A 13,290-nucleotide genomic window follows, 5' to 3' on the forward strand; every position below is an offset into this window, starting at 1 on the left:
CCGACTGAGACGCTTGACACATTCCGTGGATCTGTCAAGCGTCGCCGCCGCGACAGCGCTCCCGGGGAACTCGAGACGGCCGTTCGGCGACCGGGCTCAGACGATGTCGGGCGCGCGGACCCGCGCCTCGTCGGCCTCCTGGTCGGTCGGCATCTGCTGCGACTGCCGCTCGGCCTCGACGCGGCGCAGGTAGTGGTCGACCTCCTCCTCCGTCCGCGCCGCGTCCCAGCCGAGCTCGCCGGCCATCAGCTCGGCCGCGGGCCGGGCGGCCGCGGTGCCGCGGTCGAACGCCTCGATCGACATCCGCGTACGCCGGGTGAGCACGTCGTCGAGGTGGCGGGCGCCCTCGTGGGTGACCGCGTAGACGACCTCGGCGGCCAGGTAGACCTCGGTGCCGGCGAGCGGCTCGCCCAGCTCGGGTCGCAGCCGGATCAGCTCCAGCACCTCGTCGATCAGGCCGCCGAAGCGACCCAGCAGGTGGTCGACCTGCGCGAGGGCCAGCCCCGAGCGCCGGGAGAGCATCACCCGCTGGTTGGTCCTCGCCTCGAAGCCGGCCGCGCCTGCGAGCGGCACCCGGTCGGTGATGCAGGTCCTGACCGGCGCCTGGGTGTCCTCGAGCTGGTCGACGACGGCGTCGATCGCGTCGCGGGCCATCACCCGCCAGGTGGTGAGCTTGCCCCCGGCGATGAGCACGAGGCCCGGTGCCGGCTCGGTCACGGTGTGCTCCCGGGAGATCCGCGAGGTCGGTTCCGACTCCCCGGACAGCAGCGGCCGGAGGCCGGCGTACACGCCCTCGACGTCGTCGTGGTCGAGCGGGTCGCGCAGCACGGTGTTGACGTGGCCGAGGAGGTAGTCGATGTCGGCGCGGCTCGCGGCGGGGTGAGCCTTGTCGAGGTCCCAGGCGGTGTCGGTGGTGCCGATGATCCAGTGGTCGCCCCACGGGATGACGAAGAGCACGGACGTCTCGGTCCGGGTGATCAGGCCGCACTCGGACCGGATCCGGTCGCGCGGGACGACGAGGTGGATGCCCTTGGAGGCGCGGACGTGCAGCTGCCCCGCGGCGGCCAGCTCCTGGATCTCGTCGGTCCACACGCCCGCCGCGTTGATGACGACCCGCGCCCGGACCTCGAGGTCCTGCCCGGTCTCGAGGTCGGTCGCCCGTACCCCGACCACCCGCTCCCCCTCGCGCAGGAAGCCGGTGACCCGGACCCGGGTCGCGACGTGGGCGCCGTACGACGCGGCGGTCCGTGCGATGGTCACGACCAGTCGGGCGTCGTCGACCTGGCAGTCGTAGTAGCGGATCGCCCCGGTCAGCTCATCGGTGCGCAGGTCGGGGGCGATCCGGGCGACCTGCCTGCGGAAGAGGTGCCGGTGGCGCGGCACGCCCATGTCGTACTTGCCGAAGGTCGCCATCGCGTCGTAGAGCGCGAGCCCGGCACCGACGTAGGGGCGCTCGCGCGTGCGGTGCAGCGGATAGAGGAACGGGACCGGGCGGACCAGGTGGGGGGCCAGCCGGGTCAGCTGCAGCCCGCGCTCCTGCAGCGCCTCACGGACCAGGCCGAAGTCGAGCATCTCGAGGTAGCGCAGCCCGCCGTGGAGCAGCTTGGAGCTGCGGCTGCTGGTGCCGGAGGCGAGGTCGCGCTGCTCGAGGACGCCCACGGAGAGGCCGCGCGTCGCGGCGTCGTTGGCGACACCGGCGCCGGTGATCCCGCCACCCACGACGAGCACGTCGAGCGGCTGGTCGGCGGTCGTCGCCGCCATCGCGACGAGCGCGTCCGCGCGGGCAGCCGGGCTGAGCGCGCTGGTCATGCCGCCCAGTGTGTCAGGCGCCCGGAGCCCGCTCGTCGGGGCGGACGAGCACCCGGCGGGCACGGCCCGCGACCGTCCGCGCCCGCTGCACGGCCAGCAGCGAGGCGGCCCGGACCGAGGCCGGGGACGGCACCGCGTCACCCACCGGCAGCCGGGTCGTGGTCCACGCCGCGTCGCCCGACCGGCTGGTCTCCGGCGCCGAGCCGTCGCCCTCGAGCGCCTGCCGGATCGCCTCCTCGGCGTCGAGGAGCGGCAGGCCGTCGGCCGGCACCCAGGTCCGGTCAGGACGGCAGACCATGTCGTCGCGCAGGCTGCGCGCGAGCGCGAGGGCGGTCCGCGGCGGGGCCGAGGAGAGCGCGGCCATGCCCAGCCCGACGACCCTGCTCGGCGCGGCAGGCACGGGGACGCGCACCCGCAGCAGGCCCGCGACCCGGCTGAAGGTGCCGAGCAGCTCGGGATAGCTGAGGACGTCGGGCCCGCCGACGTCGAGGTTGCCGGTCGCGGAGTCGTCGCCCAGCGCCTCCACCAGGGCACGGACGACGTCGCGGACGGCCACCGGCTGGACCCGGCGCCGCATCCAGACCGGCACCGGCTGCACGAGCAGCAGCGTCGCGAGCTGGCGGATGATCTCGAAGGACGTCGAGCCGGCGCCGAGGACCACCCCCGCCCGCAGGGTCAGCGTCGGGCAGTCCGAGGCCGCGAGGATCGTCTCGACCTCGTGCCGCGAGGCGAGGTGGGGGACAGGTCGTGAGCGGACCGCTCGGGCAGCAGCCCGGAGAGGTAGACGAGGCGACGTACGCCGGAGCGGCGCACGCCCTCGGCGACCGTGGCGGCCGCGACCCGGTCGCGCTCGTCGAAGCGCGGGCCGTCCAGGGAGTGCACGAGGTAGCACAGGGCGTCGACGCCCTCCAGCGCCGCGGCGACCTGGTCGGCGTCGGTGGCGTCGCAGCGGCGCCACTCGACCTCGCTCCCCCAGTCGTACGCCGCCGGCTGCGGCGGTCGCGAGGACGAGGCGATCACCTGGTGACCGGCCGCGAGCAGGGCCGGCACGAGTCGCGATCCGACGTAGCCGGTGGCGCCGAGCACCAGCACCCGCCGGGGGTCGGGCTCCGGGGCGGTCATCGCGCCCCCGGGTCCCGGGTGCCGAGCTCGCGCAGCATGTTGGCGGCGAAGCGGTTGCCCATCTGGTTGAGCACCTGGCGCATGGCGGTCTCGACCGCCCGCCGCGCCAGCCCCGGGATCGGGAGCTCGGCGCTGACGGTGAGCTCGATCTCGAGCCGGGTCCCGTCGGCCACCGGCTCGAGGAGGTAGTGGCCCTCGGCCCCCGCCCGGCCACGGTCGCCGCCGAGCGGGCCGTGGGTGAAGTCGATCCGGGTCTGCGGCGTGAAGGTCATCTCCTCGACCATCGTGAGGTCGAGACGGTGCCCGGGCAGCGGCACGCGCTGCAGGCACCAGACCCACCGACCCCGGTCGTCGACGTCGATCGAGGCCACCATCGGTGTCATCCGGGCCACGGCGGCGGGGTCGGCCAGCAGCCCCCAGACCGCGTCGACGGGATGGGGGACGTCCGCGACGTCGCGCCGCGTGCTCGTGAAGGTGGCCACTACTGGACGACGACCTCGACCCGCTGGAACTCCTTGAGCTCGGTGTAGCCCGTGGTCGCCAGCGAGCGGCGCAGCGCGCCGATCAGGTTCATCGTGCCGTCGGCCACGCGCGAGGGGCCGAAGAGGATCTCCTCCAGCGTCCCGACCGGCGCGAACTCCACGCGCTCGCCGCGCGGGAGCTGGGGATGGTGCGCCTCCCCGCCCCAGTGGAAGCCGCGGCCCGGGGCGTCGGTGGCCCGGGCGAAGGGCGAGCCGACCATCACCGCGTCGGCGCCGCAGGCGACCGCCTTGGCGATGTCGCCGGAGCGGCCGATCGAGCCGTCGGCGATGACGTGGACGTAACGGCCGCCCGACTCGTCCATGTAGTCGCGGCGGGCAGCCGCCACGTCGGCGACGGCACTCGCCATCGGGACGGAGAGCCCGAGCACCGTGCGCGTCGTGTGGGCGGCGCCGCCGCCGAAGCCGACCAGCACCCCCGCCGCGCCGGTGCGCATCAGGTGCAGGGCCGCCTGGTAGGTGGCGCAGCCACCGACCACGACCGGGACGTCGAGCTCGTAGATGAACTCCTTGAGGTTGAGCGGCTCGGCCTGGCTCGACACGTGCTCGGCGCTGACGGTGGTCCCGCGGATGACGAACATGTCGACCCCCGCGTCGACGACCGTCTTCGCGTACTCCTTGGTCCGCTGCGGCGAGAGGGAGCCGGCGACCGTGACACCCGCGTCGCGGATCTCGTTGAGCCGGGCCGTGATCAGCTCCGGCTTGATCGGCTCGGCGTAGATCTCCTGCATCCGGTACGTCGCGTCGGCGCCCTGCAGCCCGGCGACCTCCTCGAGCAGGTCGTTCGGGTCCTCGTAGCGCGTCCAGAGCCCCTCGAGGTTGAGCACCCCGAGCCCGCCCATCCGCCCGAAGGCGATCGCGGTGGCCGGCGACATCACCGAGTCCATCGGGGCGGCGAGCACCGGCAGCTCGAAGCGGTAGGCGTCGATCTGCCAAGCCACGCTGACCTCCTCCGGGTCACGCGTGCGCCGGGACGGCACGATCGCGATGTCGTCGAAGGAGTACGCGCGGCGGCCGCGCTTGGCACGGCCGATCTCGATCTCGCTCACGTCCCGCAGTCTGTCATGCGGCCCCTCCGCCGGACGCGGCGACGGCCGCACCCCGCCGGGGGTGCGGCCGTCGTCGGCGTACGTACGTCAGCGTCCCGAGTAGGCCCAGGCCGCGACGTTGAGGGTGTCCTCCAGCCCGGTGAATCCCTCCACCGGTGAGTAGACGTCGGTGACGAAACGGATGTTCTCGTCGTCGGCGGTGCCGCCGATGCCGTCAGGCCCGACCCCGTAGAGGTTCTCGGCGAAGTTCTCGCCGCCCGAGTCCATCATGTTGTGCACGTCGTTGGCGTTGTCGGTGTGGTAGCTGCCGATCGTGTGCCCGACCTCGTGGCCGGTCACGTTGCCCACGGCCGCCGACACGAACGCGACCCGGTCGCTCGAGGCGTCCATGAACGTGTTGAGCGAGGAGACCGGACCGGCCGGCTCGCTGAGCACGTCGAGCAGCACGATCGCCTCGTCCTGGTGGCCGAAGTTGCCCGGGTCGATGTACTGGGCGACCCCGATCGTGGGCAGCCCGGTCTGGTCGATCGTCCCGGCGATGTAGATCCGCGACACGTTCTCCTCGCCGATCAGGTCCCGGTTGCCCCGGGCGTTGACGACCTCGACGTTGACGTCGGGGTTGAGCCCACCTCGCTGGACCTCGCGCTGCAGGTTGGCCCGCACCTGCGCCAGGACCCGCTTCTCCACCTGACGGGCCTGCGACCGCGGGATGTCCCACAGCGGCAGGAAGGCGGCGAACGGCGAGACCTCGCGGACACCGGGGCCGCCCCAGGTGCCGGTGTTGACCCGCCCGGGGGCGAAGTCCAGCAGCACCGTCTGCGTACGTCGGCTGCGGTCCACCTCGGCACCGGGTCGGTAGGCCTCCACCACGACGTCGTAGTCGCCGGTGCCCCCGGAGACCTCGACGGCGTACCAGCCCGCCTCCTCGGCGACGTAGGCGACGGTGGTGTTGCCCCCGCCTGGCAGCGGCGACGTGGGCGGGTAGAGCGACGAGGCGTCGGTGTTGGTCCCTCCGACGCGGTCCTCGCCGCTGGGCGTGGTCACGGCGAGCGTCTGTGCCGAGCCGTTGCCGACCGCACCGACGGTGTCGCCGGGGCGCAGCCGCACGGAGTAGAAGTCGCGGTCGAGCTGCTGCACCGAGATGTCGAGGACGTAGCCGCCCTCGTCCGCCCCGCCGTTGCCGCTGCCCGAGTCGAACGGGTCGTTGGGGAGCGGGCCGAAGAAGTCGTAGCCCGCGACGAGCACGTAGTAGGTGCCGGGCTCCTCCGGGGTATAGGTCAGCTCGCTCGCGAGCGTGCCTGCGGAGTCGTCGACGGCGGCGAGCGGCGCGCCCTCGGCGTCGTAGACGGCGAGGACCGTGTCGGTCCCGGCGGGGCTGCCGATCGTCGAGGCGATGATCGACTGCCCGTCAGCCACGTCCATCGCGAAGAACTCGAAGTCGTTGGTCCCGTCGCCGGCGCTCCCGTGGGGGCCGTCGCCGAGGGTCGCCGCGGTCTCGACCGCGCCCGTGCCCTCGATCCCGGTGTCGGTCGCGAGCGGGATCGACCCGTTGTCCTCGACCACCTCGATCTCGTCCGGAGCGGGGCCGGTCAGGTCGGCGAGCTCGCCGAGCACCCGGACCCGGTGGTTGCGCGACCGCGTCGTGCCGAACTCGGGGATCGGCTCCGCGTCCTGCCAGGTGTCGTTGGACCCGGCGGTGCCCGCGGGCTCCTCCTCGTCGTGGACGAACGGCGGCGCCAGCGCCTCACCGGTCATCGCGCGGGTGGCCGCCCGACGGTTCGCCCGGAGCGCACCCGAGTCCGCGCGGCGCTCTCCGGCCGCACGCATCCGCTTGTTCCAGGTGAAGTAGTCGGCGTCGCCGAGCGACGGCAGGTTGGCGAGGTACGGGTTGAGTCCCACGCCCTTCCCGGCCCCCGCCGACCCCTTCGGCGCGACCTGCAGCCCGGCGTCGAGGGCCTCGCGCTGCGCGGGCGAGAGCCGGTCGCGGTCCGGTGCCGCTGTCGAGGTGGTGGTGATGGTGAGTCCGGCGACGACCGCGAGGCCGAGAGCGCCGGTGAGTGCCCTTCGCATGATGTGGAGGTCCCTCCCCCGTGGAGTACGGACGGACCGTGACACGCCGGTTCGTACTCCCGAGGCAGCCAGGGCCCGGTCCCTGACCTTGTCAACGTAGGCCCCCGGACCGGCGCCGTCCAGAGGTAGGCAGGGTGGGTACGGGGCGGGGCGGCGGCACCGGCCTCCCCCGTGGGACCGGCGCCGCCGGGAGACCTCGAGGGCCCCCTCGCCAAGACGGACGACGTCGTCACGCCGTCACCGCGTTCCATCGGCCGCGGATCCCCACGATCGCGCGGCTTCACGGTGTCCGTCATTTGGCTACATGCAAACTGTAGCCAATATCGGCAAACGACGGAACCGCATCCGACCAGCGGTCGGTCAGGCTCCCGGGTCCGGAGCCACCGCGGCGAGCAGCGACCGCCGCAGCCAGCGTGCGTAGTGCTCGCTGCTCCAGCCCCGCTGGTGGACGAGCGCGAGGTAGGCCTCCGCCCGGGTGAGCACGTAGACCTCGTCGACGGCGTCGTCGCGCACCGGCCCGGTCGCGAGCAGGCGTACGACGTCCTCGGCCGTCTGTGCGTGGCGCTGCTCGGCCCCGACCATGAGGGCGCGCAGCTCATCGTCCTGGTCCGCGCCGAAGGACAGTACCGGCACCAGGGGCGCCATGCCCGCGAGCGTCTCGCACGCGAACGCGACGATGCGGTCGAGCCTGGCCGCCACGTCCGGCTCGTCGTCGAGGTGGAGGGCTGCCAGGGCCGTGGGGAGGGTGCCGCCGTGGCCGAGGCTGGCGTGACGGAACGCCGCCATGAACAGGCCGGCCTTCCCCCCGAAGGCCCCCGACACGAGCTCGGGCGAGACCCCGGCCGCCTCGGCGACGCCCGCGATCGTGGTGGCCGACCATCCCTGCCGGGTGAACAGGTCGGCGGCGACGCCCGCGATCCGCCAGCGCCGCTCCTCGGCCGCGGCGCGACGCCCGGTCGTGTCGTAGCGCCGCTTGGTGGTCATCGACCGGTGTAGTTCGGCGCCTCGACCGTCATCTGGACGCCGTGAGGGTGGCTCTCGGTGAGCGAGGCCGAGGTGATCCGGACGAACCGACCCTTCTCCTGCAGCTCAGGGATGGTGCGCGCGCCGACGTAGAACATCGACTGGGTGAGCCCGCCGATCAGCTGGTGGGCGACCGCCGAGAGCGGGCCGCGGTAGGCGACCTGACCCTCGATGCCCTCGGGCACGATCTGGTCGTCGCTGGTGACCTCGGCCTGGAAGTAGCGGTCCTTGGAGTACGACTTCTTGCCGCGGCTGCTCATCGCGCCGAGCGAGCCCATGCCGCGGTAGGACTTGTACTGCTTGCCGTTGACGAAGACCAGGTCGCCGGGCGACTCCTCGCAGCCGGCCAGCAGCGAGCCCACCATGACCGCGTCGGCACCGGCCACGATCGCCTTCGCGATCTCGCCGGAGTGCTTCATGCCGCCGTCGGCGATGACGGGTACGCCGGCGGCGCGGGCTGCCAGGGACGCCTCGTAGACGGCGGTGACCTGGGGCACGCCGACGCCGGTCACCACACGCGTCGTGCAGATGGATCCCGGTCCGACGCCGACCTTGACCGCGTCGGCGCCCGCGTCGACGAAGGCCTGCGCGCCCTCCCGGGTCGCGACGTTGCCGCCGATCACCTGCACGTGGCGGGTCGCGGGGTCGGTCTTGAGCCGCTGCACCATGTCGAGCAGCAGTCGGACGTTGCCGTGGGCGGTGTCGGCGACGAGGACGTCGACGCCGGCCTCGACCAGCGTCGTCGCCCGCTCCCAGGCGTCACCGAAGTAGCCGATCGCGGCGCCGACCATGAGCCGGCCGTCGCCGTCCTTGGACGCGTGGGGGAACTGCTCGGACTTCACGAAGTCCTTGACGGTGATCAGGCCGCCCAGACGGCCCTCGTCGTCGACCAGCGGCAGCCGCTCGCGCTTGTGCTTGCGGAGCAGCGCGGTGGCCTCCTCGCGGGCGATGCCGACGCGTCCGGTGACCAGCGGCATCCGCGTCATCACCTCGTCGACCTTGGTGGTCGCCCACTCGGCGACAGGCGTGAACCGGAGGTCGCGGTTGGTGCAGATGCCGAGCAGCCGGTCGTCGACGTCGACCACGGGCAGGCCGGAGACGCGGTACTCGCCGCAGATCCGGTCGAGCTCCTCGAGGGTGGCGTCGGGGCCGATCGTGACCGGGTTGGAGATGATCCCCGTCTGGGTCCGCTTGACCAGGTCCACCTGGTAGGCCTGGTCCTGGATCGAGAGGTTGCGGTGGAGCACCCCGAGGCCGCCCTGCCGGGCCATCGCGATCGCCATCCGCGACTCGGTCACGGTGTCCATCGCGGCACTCACCAGCGGCGCACGCAGCGAGATCTCGCGCGTCAGCCGGGTGGTGGTGTCGATGTCGCTGGGCGCCAGGTCCGAATGGCCGGGCAGCAGCAGGACGTCGTCGTAGGTGAGACCGAGCGCAGCGAACTTCTCAGGGACCTCCACGCCGGTCAGTCTACGAGGCCGCTCCGGGTCACCGTGCGCCGGAGAGCTGCCGGATCGGGATCCGGACGGTCAGCTCGTCCGCGGCCATCCGGATCCGGCCCCGCATCCCGGTCCCGAGCACCAGCGGCAGCACCGCCTGGTTGTCCGCCGCGGTGCGCACCACGAGCTCCTCCACCCCCTCGGCGAAGGCCGCCAGCGCGGCCTCCCGGAGCAGCCCGCTGCCGATCCCGCGGCGTCGCCAGGCGGGGTCGACCGCGAGCTCCAGCCGACAGGCCGCCGGCTCCTCGCCCTCCACCCGGTGCCACGAGGCGTCACCGACCGGCGCGCCGTCGACGAGCGCCGAGACCCGCCCGACGGCGACGACGTACGTCGTCGCGGACTCCTCGACCGCGTCGGGGTCGCGTCGCGGGGCATGCCGCTGGTGGAGCACCTCGGTGACGAGCGCCGCGAGCGCCGCACCGCGGGCCAGCTCGGTCCCGGTGAAGGCCGCCGTGCGCCGCAGCTGCACCGAGACGTCGTCCACCTCGAGGTCCATCAGGTCCCCCTCCCCCGCCGCGTCCGGCTCGGCGTCGAAGAGCCGGGCGGCCACGTCGGGGAAGGAGGCCGGCGCCTCGAGGATGCTCCGCGCGGCCACCACGTAGCGCGTCGGCTGGTCCCCCAGAGCCGCCTCGGTGCAGGGCAGCGCACTGACCGAGGTGCCGCCCGCCGACTCCACGAGGGCGACCAGGTCGCCCAGCCCCCAGCCCTCGGGGGTGCGGAGCACCAGCTCGTCGGTGACCCGGTCGACGCCCGGGAAGATCTGCAGCCCCAGGATGTTGACCCCGGCCCGCCCGCAGCCGCTCGCCAGGTCGGCCAGCGCCCCCGGCCGGTCGTGCAGGGTCGTACGCACGCGCCACAGCATCGCTCACTCCTCGGGTCGGGCAACGGTTCGCTGCGGACGAGTCTGCGTGGGGATTGTTGCGCGGTGTTGCCCGCAGGTTTCCGTCCGGCTACAGCTGCTCCGTGGGCTCCACCGGCTCCGGGACACCGCGGGGCGACGCCGAGGTGGCGCGCAGGTGCCAGACCCAGAAGAGCAGCCCGGCGAGGACCATCCCGGTCGAGGCCAGCGCCAGCGCCAGGACGGATCCGGTGACGAACGGCGCCAGCGCGCTGGCCGAGAGGCCGTTGAGCAGCAGCGTGAAGAAGGTGAACATCGACACCGACGCCCCACGGGTCGCCGGGAACATGTCGAGCATCGTGAGCTGCAGGCTGGGGTACGCCGCGGCCGTGCCGACCGCGATCAGGGCCGGCCCGAGGACGGCCCACGGCAGGCTCGCGGCGGTCGGGAGCGTCGCCAGCACGACGTTGACCGCGGCTCCCGCCGTCGAGAAGACCAGCGCGGCGGTGATCAGCGTGCGGGTCGTGACGTGGCCGGCCGCGCGCCCCGAGACCCACGCGCCGATCGTGACGCCGGCGATCATCGGCACGAAGAACACCCAGAAGTCGAGCTCCCCGAGCCCGAGCAGCTCCACGACGAAGATCGGCGCGGTGCCGATGTAGAGGAACTGGCCGGCGAAGCTGAGCGCCGCCGCCCAGGCCACCCGGTGGAAGGGCAGGTGGCGGGTGACCTCGAGCAGCGTCCCGACCAGCCGGCCCGGGTGCAGCGGGGTGCGCAGCTCGACCGGGTGGGTCTCGGGGAGCGCCACGACGACGACCGCGACGAGCAGGAGCCCGGCGCCGGCCATGAACCAGAAGACGACCGGCCACGCCCCGAGCTGCAGCAGCAGCCCGCCGATGATCGGCGCGACGGCCGGGGCCAGCCCGAAGATCATCATCACGCGGCTCATCAGCCGCTGCGCCGCGGGCCCCTCGAACATGTCACGCACGACGGTGCGGCTGACGATCACGCCGCCGCCCGCACTGAGACCCTGGAGGACCCGGAACACCAGCAGCGTCGTCAGGTCCGGCGACAGCGCGCAGCCGACCGACGCGACGACGTACACCACGACGCCGCCGACGATCACCGGTCGCCGGCCGAGGGCGTCGGACAGCGGCCCGTGGAACGGGCTCATCAGCCCGAAGGCGAGGAGGTAGGCCGACACGACCAGCTGCATCTCCGCCGAGCTCACCGAGAAGTCGCGGCCCATCTCCCGGAAGGCCGGGAAGGGCGTGTCGATGCTGAACGGGCCGAGCATCGACAGACCGGCGAGGATGGCGGGGACCAGCCACATCAGGCGGCGGTCGGCCGGGCTCGTCATCACGCCGCAGCCTCCCACACGGACCCCGCGCAGGAGGCCGCGAGAGGGCCGGGGCAACCGATCGGCCGCTCGACACGTTCTGAGGACATGGACCGGATGGGATCTCGGTGAAGGCGGCCGACGAGGCGGCGTTCGTCGACTTCGCCCTCGCCGCGCGACCGCGGCTGCGGAGCACGGCGTACCTGATGTGCGGCGACTGGCACCTGGCCTCCGACCACGTGCAGGAGGGGCTGGTCCGGGTGTACGCCGCGTGGCCGCGGCTCACACGGAACGGTGGTGAGCTCGCCTACGCCCGCAAGGCCGTCGTCAGCGCCGTCCTCGACGCGCGCCGCAAGCGGTCGAGCGGGGAGATCCCCACCGAGTCGGACACCTCCCGTTCCTCGGAGCAGGACGTGGCGGCGAGCGTGACGGCCCGAGCGGCCCTGATGGCCGCCCTGCGCGACCTGCCCCCGCGGCAGCGTGCGTGCGTGGTGCTGCGCTACTTCGAGGACCTCGACGTCGCTGCCACCGCGGCGGCGCTCGGCTGCTCGCAGGGCACGGTGAAGAGCCAGACGTCGAAGGCGCTCGCGTCGCTGAGGTCCATGTTCGACGGCTCGTCGGTCGGCGAGCTGGTCACGGAAGGAGCAACGCCATGGTGAACGAGCTGCGCGAGCTGCTGCACGACAACGCGGCCCACCCCCCTCACGAGGACCGCGACCTCGGCGCCGTGCTGCGCGGGGGACGTCGTCGCGTACACCGGCGGCGGCTGGGGATCGCCGGAGGGACGGCCGTCGCCGCCGTGTCGGTCATCGGGCTCGCCTCCGTCGTCTGGCCCTCGCCGCCGGACCTCACCGCGGCCGGTGTCCCGGCGCCGGACGCGCCGACGCTGCGGCTGGCCGACGCGCGCGAGGCCGTCGAGGGCCGCGACTACACCGTGCTGACGTCGTACACCAACGAGGACCTGGACGCCGACAACGGGCAGTACCTCGACGGGGTGACCGACGACGGGCTGGTGCTCTTCCGCGACGGGCCCCGCAGCGAGCAGCCGTGGCCGCGCTACGCCCTCCTCGACCCGGCCACTGGCGGGAAGGACTGGCTGCCTGCACCTGACGTCGGCCAGGCCACCCTCGAGCCGGTGGACCTCGGCGAGGACCGGCTGGTCCTGGCAGGCATGGCGGGCGGTGGCATGCGAGCCGACGTCGTCGCCCACGTCTTCGACCGCGGGCTCGGCGCGTGGACCACGACCCGCTGGGCCGACCTGCCCCGCGTCGAGCAGCCGGGGTCGGCGGTGCTGGGCCCCGACGACCGGCTCTACGTCTCCGTCCCGAACACGCAGGGGCAGCCACCCGAGGGAGGCTGGCCGACCAGCCCCGGTGGGGAGGCCGACGACGCCGACGCCGAGGGCGACACCTACCGCCTCTGGTCGGCCTCGCTGACCGACCCCGACGACGTGCGCGACGAGGGCCTCACCGTGGGTGACGTGGCGTTCACCGACACGTCGATGGTGTGGACCGACCGGACCAACGGCGACAGCGGACGGGTGCACGTGCGTGACCTCGCGACCGGCGAGGAGGAGGCCTTCGACCCGCGGTCGGGGGCGCGCTGCAACCTGCTGTCCTTCGGCGCCACGGCCGACCGGGTCGTGCTCGGGCAGTACTGCGGCACCTACGACGGCGTCCGCGACGACCGGGTGCAGGTGCTCTCCACCGAAGGCGACCAGGTCGTCACCGTCCAGGACAGCGACATCGACGGCGGCCTGGGCGTCGGGAGCGACGTCGTGACCGTGACGTCCTACCAGCGCGGAGGTGCCGGGACCTACATCTACGACCTCGCGAACGACCGGTTCCTGCGGGTCAGCGACGACGTCTCCAGCTGGGCGACGGGCGGGCCGACCCAGCCGGACCAGGTCCTCTGGGGCACGCCGGTCAACCGAGGCCACGGCGCGACGCAGTGGCTGGGCGAGCTGGTCCGCCCGTGACGCGACGAGGCCCGTCCCGGATGT

At 73.4% G+C, this 13,290-nt stretch carries 12 protein-coding genes; 2 read left to right on the top strand and 10 right to left on the bottom strand.

What is annotated here, in order from left to right:
• Nucleotides 1-96: 96 nt before the first annotated feature.
• From glpD to EXE57_RS07530, 10 genes are all read right to left on the bottom strand, one after another.
• A complete protein-coding gene (gene glpD / locus EXE57_RS07485) occupies nt 97-1,809 on the bottom strand; it encodes a glycerol-3-phosphate dehydrogenase (RefSeq protein ID WP_135075828.1) in 1,713 nt (570 codons plus the stop codon).
• Nucleotides 1,810-1,822: 13 nt separating this feature from the next.
• Nucleotides 1,823-2,470, bottom strand: coding sequence for a Rossmann-fold NAD(P)-binding domain-containing protein (locus EXE57_RS07490; RefSeq protein WP_135075831.1), 648 nt, complete (start codon nt 2,468-2,470; stop codon nt 1,823-1,825).
• A 14-nt stretch (nt 2,471-2,484) separates the two neighbouring features.
• Nucleotides 2,485-2,931, bottom strand: coding sequence for an NAD(P)H-binding protein (locus tag EXE57_RS07495; RefSeq protein WP_135075834.1), 447 nt, complete (start codon nt 2,929-2,931; stop codon nt 2,485-2,487).
• Complete coding sequence (locus tag EXE57_RS07500; RefSeq protein WP_135075836.1) at nt 2,928-3,413, bottom strand: SRPBCC family protein; 486 nt, start codon at nt 3,411-3,413, stop codon at nt 2,928-2,930. Before EXE57_RS07500 ends, EXE57_RS07495 begins: the two co-directional genes overlap by 4 nt.
• Entirely contained in the window at nt 3,413-4,519 is a 1,107-nt protein-coding gene (locus EXE57_RS07505) for a GuaB3 family IMP dehydrogenase-related protein (RefSeq protein WP_135075839.1), read from the bottom strand. The genes EXE57_RS07500 and EXE57_RS07505 overlap by 1 nt, the downstream gene beginning before the upstream one ends.
• Nucleotides 4,520-4,606: 87 nt before the next feature.
• Nucleotides 4,607-6,589, bottom strand: coding sequence for a pre-peptidase C-terminal domain-containing protein (locus tag EXE57_RS07510; protein WP_135075842.1), 1,983 nt, complete (start codon nt 6,587-6,589; stop codon nt 4,607-4,609).
• A gap of 360 nt (nt 6,590-6,949) precedes the next feature.
• Nucleotides 6,950-7,573, bottom strand: a complete 624-nt coding sequence (locus EXE57_RS07515) for a TetR/AcrR family transcriptional regulator (RefSeq protein ID WP_135075845.1) — start codon at nt 7,571-7,573, stop codon at nt 6,950-6,952.
• Nucleotides 7,570-9,072: an IMP dehydrogenase gene (guaB, locus tag EXE57_RS07520; RefSeq protein ID WP_135075848.1), complete on the bottom strand. Its 1,503-nt coding sequence runs from the start codon at nt 9,070-9,072 to the stop codon at nt 7,570-7,572. The genes EXE57_RS07515 and guaB overlap by 4 nt, the downstream gene beginning before the upstream one ends.
• A gap of 28 nt (nt 9,073-9,100) precedes the next feature.
• Entirely contained in the window at nt 9,101-9,973 is an 873-nt protein-coding gene (locus EXE57_RS07525; RefSeq protein ID WP_135075851.1) for a GNAT family N-acetyltransferase, read from the bottom strand.
• Between the two features lie 88 nt (nt 9,974-10,061).
• Nucleotides 10,062-11,309 (bottom strand): multidrug effflux MFS transporter, encoded by a 1,248-nt coding sequence (locus EXE57_RS07530; RefSeq protein WP_135075854.1) that lies wholly within the window; start codon nt 11,307-11,309, stop codon nt 10,062-10,064.
• A 107-nt stretch (nt 11,310-11,416) separates the two neighbouring features.
• Between EXE57_RS07530 and EXE57_RS07535 the strand changes: the two genes are divergently transcribed.
• Entirely contained in the window at nt 11,417-11,947 is a 531-nt protein-coding gene (locus EXE57_RS07535; protein WP_135075857.1) for a SigE family RNA polymerase sigma factor, read from the top strand.
• A complete protein-coding gene (locus EXE57_RS07540; protein ID WP_135075860.1) occupies nt 11,941-13,266 on the top strand; it encodes a hypothetical protein in 1,326 nt (441 codons plus the stop codon). The genes EXE57_RS07535 and EXE57_RS07540 overlap by 7 nt, the downstream gene beginning before the upstream one ends.
• Nucleotides 13,267-13,290 lie beyond the last annotated feature (24 nt).

It is taken from the genome of Nocardioides euryhalodurans (genome assembly GCF_004564375.1).
Taxonomy (GTDB): domain Bacteria; phylum Actinomycetota; class Actinomycetes; order Propionibacteriales; family Nocardioidaceae; genus Nocardioides; species Nocardioides euryhalodurans.

Coding starts and splice junctions, on each gene's coding strand:
- EXE57_RS07540 (WP_135075860.1), top strand. CDS start 11,941: ATGGTGAACGAGCTGCGCGAGCTGCTGCACGACAACGCGGCCCACCCC.
- glpD (WP_135075828.1), bottom strand. CDS start 1,809: ATGACCAGCGCGCTCAGCCCGGCTGCCCGCGCGGACGCGCTCGTCGCG.
- EXE57_RS07510 (WP_135075842.1), bottom strand. CDS start 6,589: ATGCGAAGGGCACTCACCGGCGCTCTCGGCCTCGCGGTCGTCGCCGGA.
- EXE57_RS07515 (WP_135075845.1), bottom strand. CDS start 7,573: ATGACCACCAAGCGGCGCTACGACACGACCGGGCGTCGCGCCGCGGCC.
- EXE57_RS07530 (WP_135075854.1), bottom strand. CDS start 11,309: ATGACGAGCCCGGCCGACCGCCGCCTGATGTGGCTGGTCCCCGCCATC.
- EXE57_RS07495 (WP_135075834.1), bottom strand. CDS start 2,931: ATGACCGCCCCGGAGCCCGACCCCCGGCGGGTGCTGGTGCTCGGCGCC.
- EXE57_RS07525 (WP_135075851.1), bottom strand. CDS start 9,973: ATGCTGTGGCGCGTGCGTACGACCCTGCACGACCGGCCGGGGGCGCTG.